Here is a 16,431-nt window from a genome sequence, read left to right on the forward strand (position 1 = left end):
CCAGAGGAGAATTGCTTCGTCGATGCGATGCTCGAATCCTCATGTACTTACGTCACGTCTCCTCGTACTTCTCTCTCTGTAGCGAGTTTCCGCAGAAGTCTATTAAAATATTTAATCCAATTTCTTGTAAATTCTATGTTAGTAATTCAATCAAAAATCATCAGTTGATCATCATTAGGCACATTCCTTAAGCTATAGACTTCTTTCAAAATCAATGGGTTCAGAAAGAAGTCTATTGATAACTGATGTCAAAAACATCATTATGTATAAAGTATATCAACAACAAAATTGCGAATTATGCCATAAACATTCTTAAATCACTAAAATAAACAATAAAAGTACCTGGACTAGATAAAAAAAACAGGCAATAAATTACTTTCTAGCTAGAAACATCGGGCGCCTCACAATTTACGGAGTATCCATGCTCTTTCATAGTAGAACAAATCTCAAATGCTAGATGACGATGAGCACGAGTACTTGGATGTACTTCATCCCAGAATAAATACTCTTCCGGGGTATCACATATTTGATAATTACTCTCTCCGAAAGCCAATTGCGGGTCTTTATAATGTAATACTTGTGCGTACCTCAACACATAGTTATGGGCAAAAGGAGAACGGGCAAGTGCATCAAACATAGGAAACTTCACATCGATACATGCATCTGCAACGTTAGAAAATCCATATTGCGAGGGATTATTTAGCGCTTTTGCCAAATATTGTTGTATGTCTATAAATAAAAAGTCAGCCTTGGGATACAACTTTTTCCATTCCTCAACACGTGCCGCCAGACGTTGATTGTGTTGATCTGCTGCCGCATTTAATACGTCTCGGTCAGTGGTTTTAATAAACCGTGGCGTTTCACCCAAATGAGGGATCCCCATAATGACAAAACGTTTCGCTCCAGCCTGTTCCAACTTTAAAATAGCCGAACTAAGCCCCTCAACTACGTTATCTACATAATTACTCATAATGGCGGGATTGTAATTATCCTCGAATAACAGAACATTGATATAATCATTACTTCCTGAAAACACGAAATATACGGCTTGATTATCTAGTTTGCTATGCTCCATTAAATAAGCTTGTACGGTTAACCCAAGGCTTGGAGGAATCAGCTTACCAACAATGAGTGTTTTAATCGTTCCCAAAGGATGACGAATCAAATTCCAAACAGTTAATTGATAATCATAAGTTGCAGCCCAACCACCACCAAAGGATTTATTAAGGTAGACATCCTCATCGCTTTTTTGGACGGACCACATTTGCGCCAAATACTCATTCCATACCTGACCATTGGAAAATCTTGAATTCCAATAAGGCTTTCCTGGCAGTATGGGTACTAATTTAATTCTACTGATCAACGTAGCAATATAAGGAGCCAATTCTTGATCAAAAAAATCAGTTACTACATTTAAACCCGCATCAAGAACCATCTGCGGAACATAATATTCATTTGCAAAATCAACCATCTTATTAATTACAAAAGCTTTAAAAGGAGCAACAATAAAAGCAGGATTCTCCTCTTGCCGTAAACTTTTAAGCAGGTGAGTTGTATTCCCTATATCCGAAAGACTATCACCAAAAACAACCATTGATTTTACTGGAAGAGAAGCAAAACAAAATGACGGGATAAAGATTAAAACAATAGACAATTTACGAAAAATCCTTTTATAATCAATCATAATTCCTCCTTGAATTAAAGACTATGATGGAAGCATAGCCTGATCAATAATAATACGACTGCACTTAAAGAGTTGTCAATTTTCTCTTTAATTGTACTAAACGAGTTCTTTTGTACTATGCATTTAATTCATTCCTATTGATTAAATAGTGAGTAAATGATATTTTCTAGTTATTTTTGTTATTTTCAGGTAGTAAAGTGAAAAATATAGTTATTGCTTCTTTTTATAAATTTGTTTCTTTGGCTGATTTTGAAATGCTGCGTGAGCCTATGCTCGAAAAAATGCATGAGACCAATATAAAAGGAACCGTTATCTTAGCTAAAGAAGGGATTAACGGTAGTTTTGCCGGAACACGTGAAGACATGGATACGTACTACCAGTACCTTCATCAAGATTCCAGATTAGCAGATTTACGTTTTAAAGAAACTTTTGACGAAGAAAATCCTTTTTCCAAAGCTAAAGTCAAACTGCGTAAAGAAATAGTGACCATGGGCATAAAAGAAGTAGATCCGACACAATTAGTAGGCACTTATCTTAGCCCAGAAGAATGGCATGACTTTATTCAAGATCCAGAAGTTATTCTGATTGATACACGTAATGACTATGAGTTTGATCTGGGTACGTTCAAAAACGCAATAAATCCCAATACAGAAAATTTCAGAAACTTCCCTGAATATGTGCAACAACATTTACAAGATAAGAAAGATAATAAAATCGCTATGTTCTGCACTGGTGGGATACGTTGTGAAAAATCAACTGCTTATTTAAAAGAACTAGGATTCCATAATGTTTATCATCTGAAAGACGGAATTCTCAACTATATAGAAACCATGCCTGAGGATAAATCACTTTGGGAAGGTGATTGTTTTGTCTTTGATGATAGAGTAGCAGTCAATAACAAACTAGAACGTGTTTACCCTCAGCTTCCTCAAGACTATAAACACGATCGAAATCTTGATCGAACTACTGAATAGTATTCCATGCCGTATCCCCTCCCTCGAGGGAGGGGGAAAATTTACCTCATTTCATCCTTAACCCGCCCCCTGCAATCAAAATGCCTCAATCTATTTGCTAGCCACCAATAAACTAAGAGCGCAAAAATAAATCAATAATCTTCGCAGAATATTCAGGTTCCTGAAACAATACCCCATGCCCTGTATCTCTAAGTTGAATAAGCCAAGCACCAGGAATTGCATCTGTAATCATCACCGCATTTTCCACTGGGGTTAATACATCATGAGTTCCGTTGAGAACCAAAACTTTATTTTTAATAAAGATGAGATGTCTCCAAATACCCTCACCTGTATTTTCAGCCTCAACCGCTTGAGCCTGGGCTTTTAGCGCAGCATTATTCATTTTTTGAGGGGGAAACTGATTGAGAATATTGAGATAATCATCAGCTTGCTTCCTCGCTTTGCTAGGAAATAGCAGCGTCTTTATTGCAACGGAGGGAAGAACATGAGGATCACTTAGCATGTCGAAATATCTTCGTTGCGGCAAAATGGTTTGCTTGCCTCCTGCTTTTGCTCCAACAACAATAAGATGATCAAAACGACTACTATTTTGAGTAGCCATATACAGCACTAAACTTCCGCCCATGGAAAAACCCAGTATATCGGGTCTATCTAGCTTAAGCTTATCAATGAAGGATAGAACTAATAAGGATAACTGCTCCATGCTGTTGGGATACGCCCCGTCAATAGTTGACTCTCCTATTCCAGGATAATCAAACATAATCACTTCTCTATGCTCACTTAATTGTTTTAGAAACTCAGGATGCCACATGGTCATACTATTACCGTGTCCCGTGACTAAAACTAAGGGTTTACCATGACCAAAATGATAATAAGATAGTGTTGCCTTGCCCACAGCAACTTTTTCTATTGAGCCATAGAATTCAGGAATGGTGCCTGCATGAATAGCGTTATTTATTAGCAACGCTAAGATCAATAATATATTCCTCATGATCAATTTCCCTATTGAGACCTAATCAGGCACGTAGCCTGTAGATAAGTAGAAACATCATGATAACGACAATTATCTTATTTATAAAGGCAATCCGATGAAGAATAAATAGACTTCCTTCGAAATTCGCTGTATCAAGCGAAGAGTGAGGAGGAACGGAGCACAGAACTGGAGCATACCCATAGATTCGAGCACCATACCGCCGAAGCAACTTCCTGAGACAGTAGAGATTTGAAGAAACTCGAATAAAGGAAGTCCTCAATTGCCAAGACATCAGCTATAATAATATTTTTTTATACATTAGGTATCTTATGACTGCCAAAAAGCAATCGGATTCTAGTATTGCGCTTAATAGAAAAGCCGGTTTTGATTATTTCATTGAAGAACAGTATGAAGCAGGGATAGCTCTTGAAGGCTGGGAAGTCAAAAGTTTACGTGCAGGGAAAATCAATCTTTCGGATGCACATGTGATTATCAAATATGGAGAAGCCTTTTTATTAGGCGCTCAAATCCAGCCGTTATCCACAGCATCAACGCATACCATACCCGATCCAACACGCACCCGAAAATTATTACTCAATAAAAAGGAATTAAATCACTTGATAGGTAGTGTAGAACGTCAAGGCTATACTATTGTTCCGCTCTCCTTATACTGGAAAAAAAATAAAATTAAATTGAAGATTGCTCTGGCTAAAGGTAAAAAAGAACATGACAAACGGGATACGATTAAAGACAGAGAGTGGCAAAGAGACCGCTCCCGTATCATGAAAAAAATCAATTAAATATTAGAGGCGGTTTGGCCAAGAGAGTAGCAAGGTGAACAAGCCCTAGAATACGGAGATAATTAATGAATATAAATGACGTGGTGCCTAATTTTGAATTTAAAGCGACTAATAACCTGAACGCTCATCTTAACGACTATAAAGGCCAAACCGTAGTTCTTTATTTTTACCCCAAGGATGCAACTCCTGGCTGTACCACAGAAGGACAAGACTTCAGAGATGCCTATTCTCAATTCCAGGCCTTAAACGCTCACATCTTCGGCATTTCACGCGACAGTCTAAAATCACATGAAAATTTTAAGGCAAAACAAAATTTTCCTTTCGAATTAATCAGTGATAGTGAAGAGCATTTATGCCAATTATTCGATGTCATTAAAATGAAATCCATGTATGGCAAGCAGGTACGTGGCATTGAACGCAGTACGTTCATCATCGACCCTAACGGGGTTTTAAAACATGAATGGCGCAAAGTTAGTGTGAAAGGGCATGTAGAAGAAGTGCTTAATACATTAAAGCCATTGTCTTAGCATCTCAGCGCTAAGCGTTCACGTAATGGTGTCAACTTAAGGATGTATAGTCCCGCTTAGACGAAGTCGTAATCCGGCATTGAGGCACATTCCTCCTCATCCTCGATGGAGAGGATCTTGGAAGGATATTTGGTTCTTAGTTTGACGGCCATGAGTCTTCGCCCAACCGGCAAGCGAATAACTCCCTTGTAACCGGAGAGCAATAACATTTTTTTGTGCAATTAATTTCTCTTTGCCTTAAAAAAAGCACTTCCTCTAGAACAAGCGATTAAATTTTGTTACAATTAGCTCGATTTATTATCTAAATAAGCATTCCTTATCAAGAGTAGATCATGTATAACCGCAATATCCAACTAATGATTGTCGTAGCCACCTGCATACTAACTCTAGTGTCTACTGATATTTTACTACCCAGCCTACCGCAAATTGCTCAACATTTTTCTATCTCTTCAAATGATGCCAAAATGATTATTTCCATTTTTCTCATTGGACAATTTGCAACAGTATTGTTCTGGGGAATTATTGCAGATCTCATTGGAAGGAAAAAAACCTTATTCCTAGGAATGCTTATTTTTTTTATAGGCTCCATGCTCAGCTTGACTGCAACTTCAATTCAATCCCTTTTACTATGCCGCTTTTTGCAAGGAGCCGGAGGCATTGTTGTTCCAGTAGCAGGCTGGGCTTTGGTGCAAGATCTATTCCCTAAGGATGAGGGAGCACGCATTATGACATTGGTTGGAACCCTCACAGCGATAATGCCTCTTTTTGCCCCTGCAATTGGCGGGAAAATAGACGTCCTCTATGGTTGGCATGCTAATTTATATTGCATTGCCGTATTTTCTGCAGTCCTATGCTTCATCATGTTATTTTCACTACAACAAAACACATCTAAAGAAATGAACTCACTGTCTTTTAAAGATAGAATCAGTATCTATGGCCACATTTTAAAAAATAAAACGTTCATCTCCTATATAGCCTTATTCGGTCTATTAAATTGCGGAGAGTGGTGTTTTCTTACCATGGCCCCATTTTATTATGCCCATAAACAGATCTCACCTGATTATATGGGACTTTTGTTAATGATCACCGCAGCCGGTTTTGTATTTGGCTCTTTATTAGCATCCTATTTATTTAAACGCCTTGGCGTTGATAAAACGATCAATATTGCTATTCAATTAGCATTAACCAGTAGCCTAATGCTTCTATGTGGCGAATACCTGCAGTGGAATTATTATCCACTATTCAATGCAATTATTCTGGGGATTTACATACTGAGCTCAGCGCTTCTTTGGGGAGGATCGACCTCTAGAGCCTTACAATGTTTTGACGATTATAGAGGTTCTGCATCAGCTGTTCGTAGTCTTATCTTACTTTGTTTTGCTGCTCTAGGTACTTTTTCTGGCCGCTTAGTTAGTCATGAAAGTATTTACCATGTTGGTTTCTTTCTATTTTCTATGGCTTTATGTGCATTGATTGTCTTTCACAATAAAGAATTAAAAGCCGAACGCCTCGCTGAAGATATAGTCTTTTAAGTATAGGTGATGAAAGTGATTTTCTGTATCCTCTTGTAAAAAAATATAATTCTTGACGGGACACCCCCTCCCTTAGCACAATGAAGGTAGATCTTTCCATTTAACAAACCTACTAAAACTGTAGGTGATTTGAATGAGAAGAAACTCTATTTTAGTTTACGGGGTGACCTATGGATACTAGCAAAACTGGGCATAAGCTGTTCGTGCTTGATACTAATATTTTAATGCACGATCCAACTGCTATCTATCATTTCGATGAACACGATATTTATATACCCATGGTGGTATTAGAAGAGTTAGACAGTCATAAAACGGGAACCTCAGAAGTTGCCCGCAACGTAAGACAAACAAACCGTATGTTAGTAGAGTTAATGAGCAATGCATCTCATGAACAGATAGTTAATGGATTGCCTATTCCTAGTTTTGTTAATTCTCATAAGCAAAATAGCAGTGGTAAGCTTTTTTTTCAAACTGATGAATTTGCACAGGTCGTTCCTTCTTCTCTTCCTGGGCATAAAGTAGACAACACTATTCTTGCCACAGCCTTAGGATTACAAAAAAAATTCACGGGCAAAAAGCAAGTCATTATCATTTCTAAAGACATTAATTTGCGTATCAAAGCCGGAATATTGGGTATTCCCGCAGAGGACTACTACAATGATCAGGTGTTAGATGATGTTAATCTTCTCCATCGTGGATTACATATACTAGATAACAATTTTTGGGACACTCATGCTCAAGGTATGGATTCTTGGCAAGAAAGCGGTAAAACCTTTTATCGTGTTTCAGGACCATTAGTATCACAATGGAATCCCAATGATGGTATTAGTACAGAAGATAATTCATTCCAAGCCTTAGTCAAAAAATTAGATGGCAACAATGCCATCGTGCAAATTGTTCGCGATTATACTCAACCTAAACATTCAGTTTGGGGTATCAATGCAAGAAATAGAGAACAAAATTTTTCTTTAAATTTGCTGCTTGATCCAGACATTGATTTCGTGACCTTACAAGGTTCGGCTGGTACAGGTAAAACATTACTCACCATCGCTGCAGGTTTAACGCAGGTGCTCGATCAAAACCGCTATAATGAAATTCTAATGACGCGCGTTACCATTCCTGTAGGGGAAGATATTGGTTTTTTACCAGGCACAGAAGAAGAAAAAATGACGCCATGGATGGGCGCATTAATGGATAATCTAGAAGTACTACATGGCTCACAAGTCGGCGGTAGCTTTGGCCGGGGAGCAACTCAAGATCTGTTACAAAATAAAATTAAAATTCGTTCATTAAATTTTATGCGAGGGCGTACTTTTCTAAATCGCTACATCATTATCGATGAAGCACAAAATCTAACCTCCAAACAAATTAAAACCTTAGTCACTCGTGCTGGTCCAGGCAGTAAAATTATTTGTCTCGGCGATATCAAACAAATCGATACTCCCTATTTGACAGAAACCACCTCTGGTTTAACCTTTGCAGTAGATAGATTTAAGCATTGGGAGCATAGTGCGCACATGACTTTAACGCGTGGAGAACGATCAAGACTTGCATTTTATGCTGCTGAGCATTTATAGTACGCGTTTTACGAGGATAAAAAATGACCGATCAAGCCATCACTTTTGATGATGTTCTTCTTGTCCCTTCATATAATCATCATGAATCAAGAAGAGTTGTAGAAACAATCAGCACCGATCGATTAGGCAAACTCAGTCTAAATCTCCCGGTAATCAGTTCCAATATGGATACCATTACCGAAAGTGGCATGGCTAATTTCATGCACAGTAAAGGCGCCATGGGAGCATTACATCGCTTCATGACTATAGAAGAAAACATTGCTGAGTTTAAGAAATGTAAAGGCAATGTCTTTGTTTCTGTTGGTTGTACTACTGCTGAGCTACAAAGAGCAGAAGCCTTGCGTGATGCAGGGGCGGACTATTTCTGCGTTGATGTTGCTCATGCTCATGCAAAATATGTAGGCAAAACTTTAAAAAGCTTACGTCACCTTCTAGCAGACCGCTGTATCATGGCGGGAAATGTCGCAACCTATGCAGGAGCAGACTATCTTGCTTCCTGTGGCGCCGACATTATTAAAGCAGGTATAGGCGGAGGCTCTGTATGCAGTACTCGTATCAAAACGGGTTTTGGAGTTCCTATGCTCACCTGTATTCAAGACTGCTCTCGTTCTGATCGCTCCATAGTCGCTGATGGTGGGATTAAAACTCCAGGGGATATAGTGAAAGCACTCGCTTTTGGGGCAGACTTTGTCATGATAGGTGGAATGCTTGCTGGTACAGCACCAACTCCAGGAGAGGCAATCCAGAAAGAAGATGGCAGTAAAGTAAAACGCTATCGTGGCATGGCCTCTAGAGAAGCGCAAGAAGCCTTTCTTGGTGAGATGCACGAATGGAAAACCGCAGAGGGAGTAGCAACGGAGGTACCCTTCAAAGAAAATACCGATGCTATTATTGCTGACATCGTGGGTGGATTAAGATCAGGTTTGACCTATGCTGGCGCAGACACTATTAGTGAATTACAACGCAAATTAAATTATGTTGTTGTAACACAGGCAGGGCGTATTGAAAGTTTACCACATAAGTTATTAGAACGATAAAAAAGAATGTAGCCTTGATGCAGCGCGTATTCAAGGCTATACCAATTGATTGAGGTTGTAACCAGGAACCGAGCTATAAACGCTTAAATCGGCACTTACTTGAAAGAACAGTTACGCTCATTCTGAACGTAATGTAAGGCCTATATCTATATAACTTATGAATGATGTCATCGAAGGCAACCGACTACTTTTTTCCTAGAGCCACATCAAGAAGAGGTGGCCCTCGAAGAATAAATCCCATCCTAAATCACATTCCTAATGAAGAACCTTCTGTAACTTCAGGAGTAGAAGGGGTACTATCTGGCTTAGGAGCTTGTCCAGTGTCAAATTGCTGGTCACTAGCTGAACTCAATGATTGTGAAGGATTAGTAACAGGATCAGGAGCCGGAGATAAACTGCTCATCTGCGGAGCAGGGCTATCAACCTGGGGAGAAGAACTATCAACCTGAGGAGCAGAACTATCAACCTGAGGCGCTGGCGTTTGCTGTGTTGTAGAGCTACTTTGTGGCGTCGGAGCTTGTGGTGTCGGAGCTTGTGGTGTCGTCTGCTGTGTTGAACTCTGTTGCGCCGTTGGATCGTCCGGAGTCGGGGCATCTGGTGCTGAAGAATTGCCTTTAGCTTTATTATATCCCGCTACTACAGCTTTGACAATTAGGCTATTTAGTCCTTGGTTAACGCTTGTCACCCACTGCTCAAGCTTATCCATCATCTCCAACATAGGATCTTTCTTTTTATCTTTGTCATCTTTTTTGTCGTTTTCGCCGCCTTGACCAAGAAGGGTCTTTTTCAACTGATCGCCAACCTTATTAGCTACCTTACTAACCGCGCTGTTAGCTACATTCTTTACTTTCCCCAATAGCCCATCCCCTCCTGACTGAGGAGTCGGGGCTGGCCCACTTTGTGGGCTAGGGCTTGTGCCGGGATCAGGAGTTGTTCCGGGATCAGGAGTTGTTGATTCTAGATCGCTGCTAACATTGTCTTCTGGAGTGGACATGAAATAAACCTCAAAAAACTTATTCTATTAATTTAAAGATAGCACATCATTAGTTAATATGACGACATTATCTGAATTCAAAATAACGTTACTTTTATCCTATGCACAAATTAGTAGAATAATATCAATATAGTAAGGTCATCATAACAAAATTTGCCTTATAATAAGTGACAGTCATCGCTAATTTACATTAATTTTGCAGTTTGGATGCTTCTCCTTTTGCAATTACTTTATCGGAAGCAAAGTACAAGTTAATTATACGAAGGTTAACCATGAATTATAACGATTTTCGCTATATGCGTCGAGGCAAGCAACTTTCTTCGCTAACAAGGGATGATCTTCCACTTATAAAACCAATAAATGAACGAGGCTCTGGTAATGAAAAAGCATTACTCCTACTCCATGGATTTTCTTCTACGCCGGCAGTATTTAGATATCTACTCCCTCAAATAAAGCATTATGACGCAATAGTTTGTCCAGCCTTAAAAGGACATGCTGAGAGTATAGAAGCATTTTCACTATCAACAGCAAACGATTGGCGCCTTAGTGCCCATATTGCTTGCAAGTCTTTATTAAAGGAATACCGCAAAGTGGATGTTCTCGGTCTATCGCTAGGCGGTTTATTAGCTTGTGAACTAAGCCAACATTTTACCCTAAACCATCTTTTCCTTTTGGCTCCCGCTCTTAAGTTAAATATGCATGTCAACATGTCCTTAAAATTAGCTCAAGTGTTAAAATGTTTGGGATTTCACCAATTACGCAACTCTGCAGGTAATCTTGTTTCCAATCAGCATGCAGAAATTACTTATAGAAAACTACCTATTGTAACCATCATTGAAATGCTTTCTTTAGCACAAAATTATCAATGGATACCACCAACCTGCCCAACTGATTTATTTTTAGGAACCTATGATGAAGTTGTTGCCTCTGCAGAAGTAGAAAAACTGTTTTCATCTCTGTCCAATGCAACGATACATTGGTTAAAAAATTCCGCCCATCTCCTTCCCTTAGATAATGATGTTCAAGAAATCATTCAATGCATTAATAGTTATCAGTAATGCTTAAATAGCAAAAAATCTATTGAAAAAATGAACTAACTACATTATTTTTCTCCCTCATTTGATTTTAAGGAGTTTTAAATGTTTTCCTTTTTTCCTTCTCAACCCTCTCAAACTATGGCAAGTACAGCAAAAGAAGTAGGAAAATTCGCTTTAGGTGTTATGACTATAGCTACTGCATATTTGGCCCTAGAGTATAGTGCGGCCAATGATGATGAAATCGCTGAAACATCCCAAGAAGAGGGCTCATCTTCATTTCTAGATTGTCTCGTGGAAATGCTAACGGAATTTGGGGAAGGAAACAACCATCGTTATAATGAGGGAAGAGAGGAACTACTGCGCACACTACCTTAGCCCCATACTGTTTTATTAGGATTTAGCAGAATTATTTCTGCTAAATCCATTAAACACGCTCTATGGGAACTGTTTATTGTAACGGTTAAATTGTTCTGTATCGAACAGACTCCACTCTCTCATATTCAATACCGAGCCATTATTAGCCATAAAATCAGCGCGTGTTGTAGGAATATTATAATAATAAATATCACTCGCGTCCGTCGCCAGGCTGCTCTGATGGTTTACTGAGGAAATTTCAGCAACGGATCTATCATGTGTCTTAACAAAGCTGCGTTGAGCGCGCAAATATCGGCCTTTAAAACGAGCATTATCCCATAACTCCACTTCGAGTCTATTAACAATACCAGCTAATTGGATTTTTGCCGCCTTTGTTGCTCTAATCGTTAAGTGATTACTCTTTATCCAGTAAAAACTAAGCCAACCACCACCCTCTATATCTAATTTAGATAGACTAGCAAAGCCAGTTAACTGAACCTTAGGGTTCCCTTTTAGACGAATTTGCACATCATGAGAGGTAATGCCACTGATTTGCGTTAAACCATTCCCTGCCACCACTATTTTTTGCAAGCCAATACTGCCACCCAACTGCGTGGTGCCCTGATTCGCTAGATAAAGTTCTAAAAAGCGCGTGTGTAACCTATTTCCTTTAACTATGCCCGCTCCTGTATAACGTAGGGTATTAAGAAATTGTCCTCTAACATCGGCAGTGACCTCTCCATAACGAGGATAACCATTACCTATCGCTAAATAAAGGGTGGTGCCACTAACGGCAGTTGTTACTTGAGCAAGATCTCTGGGATCTCCCATTAATATAACTTGTGGCTTTTTATAACCAGTATGCAAATTGAGATTAATTCGTCCTTGAGCATTGACCTGAGTAAACGCACCAACCTGTCGATATTGTTTAAAACTATGCCCAGAATACTGTAGCTGTGGGGGAGGCATTTTTTGTCGTGAGTGATGAGCACATCCTGATAGAAAAAAGGCAATTAAAATCAATAAATAACACCGCTTTAACATGTTCTTATTTCCTGAAACAATAATCCCTCTACATTAGAATAAGTTCTAGCAATGTGCAACAGCACATCTTACTTAAAACCAAGACTCTTTAGAAAAATTAGATAAAATCACATTACTAGAGCAAGAATCATGTTCAGGATAGGCTGGAGCCTTATTGATTAAAACATTTAAAGATTCGTTAAAAGGAATTAGTGGCGGCAGTTGGATAAATATGTCAACTAATACCCCATTTTTACATCCTAGATAGAGTTTATCCTCGTTATTTTTGCCAAATGATGTGGCAATTAACTCACGTAGGGTCGCTAATTTTACTACTTCACCTTTATGATGGGTTAAATATTGTCCAAAAACAGATTGATCCGCTTCTGTTGTTAAGCGCATTGCCAGAGTAAAATAATCATCCGGCATTAATATTTGACAACTGCCATGTTTATTCCATTCATGCCGCTCTAAACAACTGCCATAATGATAGCTAGGCATCAATTGTTTTAATTGCTCCGCTACAGCAGGACTCAGATTTAAAGGAGAGTAATCACAATGATTGGCTCGCGGGTTAACACCACAAAATCCATAACGCTGTCCACAGGCATCTTGATTGGGCCATAAACCATGCAACGTTAAGTGAGTAGCTTGGTAAGAGTTAGGAGATAATTTACTGCATTCGGGTTTACCTGCTTCATAACCGTAAGTTTGACAAAATCCAGGTTGAGAACTTAAAGCTAAAACGTAAGAATCAGCTCTTCCCGCATCAGCACTGCATCTATTCGTATCGCGTTGATTATACTCGGTGATTCCACAATTGGCATTGACCCAACGGAGTGTATTATGGCTTTCTGGTAACTCTATTCGCACCCAGTCAGGAGGACTCTTATTAATTTCTTTGAGTGGATAATGATAGGTTGGCCGAACCATTAAATGTTCCGGATTGGTTTTTTTATTTTTGGAGATATAGGCTGGGCAGGATTGCGTCGCTTCAAAAGTTCCACTAACGACATGAGACGCATTGACACTAAAAGAACAGGCAAGCAAAAACAGGGTAGCGGACTTTATCATTGAGTCATCCTGACCAAGTTTGATAATAGCATTATACCTAAGACAATAATGAAAGCTAGCTTTTGTTTTTTTTGCGAATAAATCTAATAAATAATACCCTTACTCCCTAGTTTCTATACGAAACAGGTATTGATACAAATAGTTAACAGGAAAAAATAACCTATTAAAGGTCGTAAATAACTGATAGCTATTTAAATGGGGCAGGGATAGTCTCTTCCGGTAATAGACCACATCTTTCTTTATTTCTACATCCCACGCTTCTGCCGCAGGATGTAAAACTTCCTCACCATTACAGGAGTCCGTGACCGCGTCACGGAACATTAAGGAAAAGGCAACCTTTCACATCCCCACTTTTTCATGTCGTATAACACGCAAAAGCAGAGGATTCAAAAATGTGTTTTTACAGAGCAGTTACTTCTTCAGCCTGAAGCCCTTTAGCACCTTTACTCACTACGAACTCTACGCGCTGACCTTCTACCAAAGATTTACGTCCAGCAGAGCCAACGATGGCGCGAAAATGCACGAACACATCATCTTGACCATTATCTCGACTAATAAAACCATAACCTTTAGCATCATTAAACCACTTTACGTGACCAGTTTCTTTCACAGACATTTCGATTTTCCAAATAAAATTAAATAAATACTTGCACTAGGTGCTTCTAAGAAAAAATAAAGTGTTACGTTTGGTCGCAGTAGATTAGCTGCTATCAGCAGCACTAAGGCAGGGATTTTCACGAAAAACAAGATTTTAACCAAAAGCTTATAATACAAGTATCTATGATTATACCATGAAATGTAACAAATGACGAGCAATAGGTACAAATTACTTAATAAATGACCCAATATTATCCTCTTAGAGCCATTATCAACCTATTACCTTTTATTTGTAATCACTATAGAAAAAAGTAAGATATGAATAGAAGATAAAATCACTGTCATTAAATAACGTTCGCTTCAGATAAGCAAGTTCGTATCCCGGCATCTCCTCAGCACAAAGGGTTCCGATGTAAGTGACATTCTTATCCGAGAATAACGTTAAATAATGACAGTAATAGTGGCTGAACTAACTCATCATATGATAATGCATCTATCCTTAGGCTTAGGAGCCTCATCCAAAGAGTCCAACGGAGGGTAAACAGGTTGAGTGAAAAATCTCCATGCACGCCCGACATTGACCCAGGAAAAATCCTCTTCATAAGTCTTATTAGAAAAGAATAATTCATTGATCGTATCAGTAGCCTTATTGGCCACACAGGCAACATCCTCAAATCCACCGAGTACATAAGAGCCCAAATATAGGGTATTACCATTTTGCTGCTCTTTATCCAACTCCAAGCGAAGATGCCACGGTAGAGTAGACATATAATCCTCCCAAATTTTCTCTTCTACCACAGAGCAGTCGGTAACTCCTTCAATAGTCATTAACTCCCTTTTAATCGCCTCATGATCAAAAGTAAATTCTTTAGTGTTAGGTGGCAAATTGATATAAACCGTACATAATCGTCCCTCCTCTGGATCGGGACGGTTATCCCTTGATGTAATTAGGGCGAGCTGCCCAAACCCATTTTCTTCTAGTGCATTTGGGAAAAAATATTGCCGAGCAGGTAATCCTTTGATTCTATAAACTGCAACTGGATAACGGTAAGATTCTAATTGCTCTACACATTGACGTTCCGTTTCGCTCATATCCAAATTCAAAGTGGGCCAGTTTTTAGGAGAGTTCGCCAGTACTAATACATCAGCTGTTTCACTATAAGCTATTCCATTTTGTTGGTATTGTACTGTTACTTTATCTGATTCTCTTTTAATCTCTGTTATTTTAGCTGACAAACGCACATCCCAATGAGCAGCAATTTTCTCCATTACTAGCTGGAAACCGCCATGAATGGCAAGCAAACCAGGCTGCCGCAATATCGTGTCTGAAACCAGAATTTCCGGAATGGTCATTTTCCCCATGTATTCAAGCACGCTATAGGTTGGACAGTGAGATAAATCGCCATAACCAAAACCAGGAACGAAAGACTTTAATAAAAGAGGAATATGCTGCATATTTCTTAGCTTGGCGTATTCCATGAATGGTACTAATAACGACTCAGGAAGCTCTGTTTTATTCTGTTTTGCCCTCTTATAAACCCCATAATCACCATTAAATACGGTAATCTCTTGAGTTACCTGGCCCATGAACGTTATCTTTTCAGAAGGCGACAAATTGTCATATTTTTTTCTGATTTCAACCGTCTCAGGAACCGTAGGAATCATGTCTTCAAAACCAATATCGTATTTATTTAATGCGTCAAGAACAACACCGTAATTTGCAGCAACGATCCCTGCCCCCCATTCTGTTTTTAGATTGGGGTGCTGAGGATCAGAAAAAGTATGACATTTACCACCAACTACAGGTTCTTTCTCCAAAAAAATAAATTTTATTTCTTTCTGTTGTTCTTGAGCTAGCTGTTCCAGTCTGAGTGCAGCAAATAAAGCGCTTGGTCCTGCACCAACAAAAATTACTGTATTGGGTAAGTTCTTCATAAAAAATCCTTTTTTATTTGAGCATAATCGAATCAATAGATTAAGAAAAATCAACGACCCAATAGTCCTTTAGCCCATAAATACATCACACTTGAAAACAAAATAGTTCTGTTTCATAAGGCGGTGTTTGTCTAAAGTAAAGAAACACCATAGAAACATAAATAATGCGGTAATAAAGTAAAGGATACTGGTTAGCCATGAGGCATAATGAATAACTTATTGTTTTTCAATAGGTTATTCAAAATATAAGTTAGCTTAGTCCGAAAAGAAAATCCACTAAATATATCAATAACACGCATTGCCTAACCACAAT

Annotated in this window: 15 protein-coding genes; 8 read left to right on the forward strand and 7 right to left on the reverse strand. The window is 38.7% G+C overall.

Features of this window, described 5'->3' with window-relative positions:
• Positions 1–379 precede the first annotated feature (379 nt).
• The gene (plaC, locus tag LFA_RS16405) at positions 380–1,684 is read right to left on the reverse strand and encodes a lysophospholipase/glycerophospholipid:cholesterol acyltransferase PlaC (protein ID WP_045097124.1); all 1,305 of its coding nucleotides are present in this window, start codon (positions 1,682–1,684) and stop codon (positions 380–382) included.
• 197 nt (positions 1,685–1,881) lie between these two features.
• Between plaC and trhO the strand changes: the two genes are divergently transcribed.
• Positions 1,882–2,658: an oxygen-dependent tRNA uridine(34) hydroxylase TrhO gene (trhO, locus tag LFA_RS16410; protein ID WP_045097125.1), complete on the forward strand. Its 777-nt coding sequence runs from the start codon at positions 1,882–1,884 to the stop codon at positions 2,656–2,658.
• A gap of 112 nt (positions 2,659–2,770) precedes the next feature.
• On the opposite strand, the gene LFA_RS16415 is transcribed toward trhO, so the two are convergent.
• Positions 2,771–3,649, reverse strand: a complete 879-nt coding sequence (locus tag LFA_RS16415; RefSeq protein ID WP_045097126.1) for an alpha/beta fold hydrolase — start codon at positions 3,647–3,649, stop codon at positions 2,771–2,773.
• A 311-nt stretch (positions 3,650–3,960) separates the two neighbouring features.
• Between LFA_RS16415 and smpB the strand changes: the two genes are divergently transcribed.
• The 5 genes from smpB to LFA_RS16440 all read left to right on the forward strand — a co-directional run bounded on the left by smpB (position 3,961) and on the right by LFA_RS16440 (position 9,104).
• On the forward strand, positions 3,961–4,431 hold the full coding sequence (smpB, locus tag LFA_RS16420; protein WP_045097127.1) for an SsrA-binding protein SmpB: 471 nt from the start codon (positions 3,961–3,963) through the stop codon (positions 4,429–4,431).
• A 65-nt stretch (positions 4,432–4,496) separates the two neighbouring features.
• A complete protein-coding gene (locus LFA_RS16425) occupies positions 4,497–4,958 on the forward strand; it encodes a peroxiredoxin (protein WP_045097128.1) in 462 nt (153 codons plus the stop codon).
• Positions 4,959–5,290: 332 nt separating this feature from the next.
• Positions 5,291–6,490 (forward strand): MFS transporter, encoded by a 1,200-nt coding sequence (locus LFA_RS16430; RefSeq protein ID WP_045097129.1) that lies wholly within the window; start codon positions 5,291–5,293, stop codon positions 6,488–6,490.
• A 170-nt stretch (positions 6,491–6,660) separates the two neighbouring features.
• Positions 6,661–8,067, forward strand: coding sequence for a PhoH family protein (locus tag LFA_RS16435; RefSeq protein WP_045097130.1), 1,407 nt, complete (start codon positions 6,661–6,663; stop codon positions 8,065–8,067).
• A gap of 23 nt (positions 8,068–8,090) precedes the next feature.
• Entirely contained in the window at positions 8,091–9,104 is a 1,014-nt protein-coding gene (locus LFA_RS16440; protein WP_045097131.1) for a guanosine monophosphate reductase, read from the forward strand.
• Positions 9,105–9,351: 247 nt separating this feature from the next.
• Here LFA_RS16440 and LFA_RS19040 read toward each other — a convergent pair whose 3' ends face one another.
• Entirely contained in the window at positions 9,352–10,098 is a 747-nt protein-coding gene (locus tag LFA_RS19040; protein ID WP_052674020.1) for a hypothetical protein, read from the reverse strand.
• 272 nt (positions 10,099–10,370) lie between these two features.
• Between LFA_RS19040 and LFA_RS16450 the strand changes: the two genes are divergently transcribed.
• Entirely contained in the window at positions 10,371–11,156 is a 786-nt protein-coding gene (locus LFA_RS16450) for an alpha/beta hydrolase (RefSeq protein WP_045097132.1), read from the forward strand.
• A gap of 81 nt (positions 11,157–11,237) precedes the next feature.
• Positions 11,238–11,510 (forward strand): hypothetical protein, encoded by a 273-nt coding sequence (locus tag LFA_RS16455; RefSeq protein ID WP_045097133.1) that lies wholly within the window; start codon positions 11,238–11,240, stop codon positions 11,508–11,510.
• 60 nt (positions 11,511–11,570) lie between these two features.
• Here LFA_RS16455 and LFA_RS16460 read toward each other — a convergent pair whose 3' ends face one another.
• From LFA_RS16460 to LFA_RS16475, 4 genes are all read right to left on the reverse strand, one after another.
• Positions 11,571–12,533, reverse strand: coding sequence for a GIN domain-containing protein (locus LFA_RS16460; RefSeq protein ID WP_045097134.1), 963 nt, complete (start codon positions 12,531–12,533; stop codon positions 11,571–11,573).
• A gap of 72 nt (positions 12,534–12,605) precedes the next feature.
• Positions 12,606–13,586, reverse strand: a complete 981-nt coding sequence (locus LFA_RS16465) for a ribonuclease T2 family protein (RefSeq protein WP_052674021.1) — start codon at positions 13,584–13,586, stop codon at positions 12,606–12,608.
• Between the two features lie 400 nt (positions 13,587–13,986).
• Complete coding sequence (locus LFA_RS16470) at positions 13,987–14,202, reverse strand: cold-shock protein (RefSeq protein WP_045097135.1); 216 nt, start codon at positions 14,200–14,202, stop codon at positions 13,987–13,989.
• A 458-nt stretch (positions 14,203–14,660) separates the two neighbouring features.
• A complete protein-coding gene (locus tag LFA_RS16475) occupies positions 14,661–16,118 on the reverse strand; it encodes an FAD-dependent oxidoreductase (RefSeq protein ID WP_045097136.1) in 1,458 nt (485 codons plus the stop codon).
• Positions 16,119–16,431 lie beyond the last annotated feature (313 nt).

This window comes from Legionella fallonii LLAP-10 (genome assembly GCF_000953135.1).
Classification (GTDB): Bacteria; Pseudomonadota; Gammaproteobacteria; order Legionellales; family Legionellaceae; genus Legionella; species Legionella fallonii.

What these genes read in the sequence shown, in the direction of transcription:
- LFA_RS16440 (WP_045097131.1), top strand. Translation starts at nt 8,091, where the DNA reads ATGACCGATCAAGCCATCACTTTTGATGATGTTCTTCTTGTCCCTTCA.
- LFA_RS16415 (WP_045097126.1), bottom strand. Translation starts at nt 3,649, where the DNA reads ATGAGGAATATATTATTGATCTTAGCGTTGCTAATAAATAACGCTATT.
- LFA_RS16470 (WP_045097135.1), bottom strand. Translation starts at nt 14,202, where the DNA reads ATGTCTGTGAAAGAAACTGGTCACGTAAAGTGGTTTAATGATGCTAAA.
- LFA_RS16430 (WP_045097129.1), top strand. Translation starts at nt 5,291, where the DNA reads ATGTATAACCGCAATATCCAACTAATGATTGTCGTAGCCACCTGCATA.
- LFA_RS16465 (WP_052674021.1), bottom strand. Translation starts at nt 13,586, where the DNA reads ATGATAAAGTCCGCTACCCTGTTTTTGCTTGCCTGTTCTTTTAGTGTC.
- LFA_RS16425 (WP_045097128.1), top strand. Translation starts at nt 4,497, where the DNA reads ATGAATATAAATGACGTGGTGCCTAATTTTGAATTTAAAGCGACTAAT.
- plaC (WP_045097124.1), bottom strand. Translation starts at nt 1,684, where the DNA reads ATGATTGATTATAAAAGGATTTTTCGTAAATTGTCTATTGTTTTAATC.
- LFA_RS16450 (WP_045097132.1), top strand. Translation starts at nt 10,371, where the DNA reads ATGAATTATAACGATTTTCGCTATATGCGTCGAGGCAAGCAACTTTCT.
- LFA_RS16460 (WP_045097134.1), bottom strand. Translation starts at nt 12,533, where the DNA reads ATGTTAAAGCGGTGTTATTTATTGATTTTAATTGCCTTTTTTCTATCA.
- LFA_RS16475 (WP_045097136.1), bottom strand. Translation starts at nt 16,118, where the DNA reads ATGAAGAACTTACCCAATACAGTAATTTTTGTTGGTGCAGGACCAAGC.
- LFA_RS19040 (WP_052674020.1), bottom strand. Translation starts at nt 10,098, where the DNA reads ATGTCCACTCCAGAAGACAATGTTAGCAGCGATCTAGAATCAACAACT.
- LFA_RS16435 (WP_045097130.1), top strand. Translation starts at nt 6,661, where the DNA reads ATGGATACTAGCAAAACTGGGCATAAGCTGTTCGTGCTTGATACTAAT.
- LFA_RS16455 (WP_045097133.1), top strand. Translation starts at nt 11,238, where the DNA reads ATGTTTTCCTTTTTTCCTTCTCAACCCTCTCAAACTATGGCAAGTACA.
- smpB (WP_045097127.1), top strand. Translation starts at nt 3,961, where the DNA reads ATGACTGCCAAAAAGCAATCGGATTCTAGTATTGCGCTTAATAGAAAA.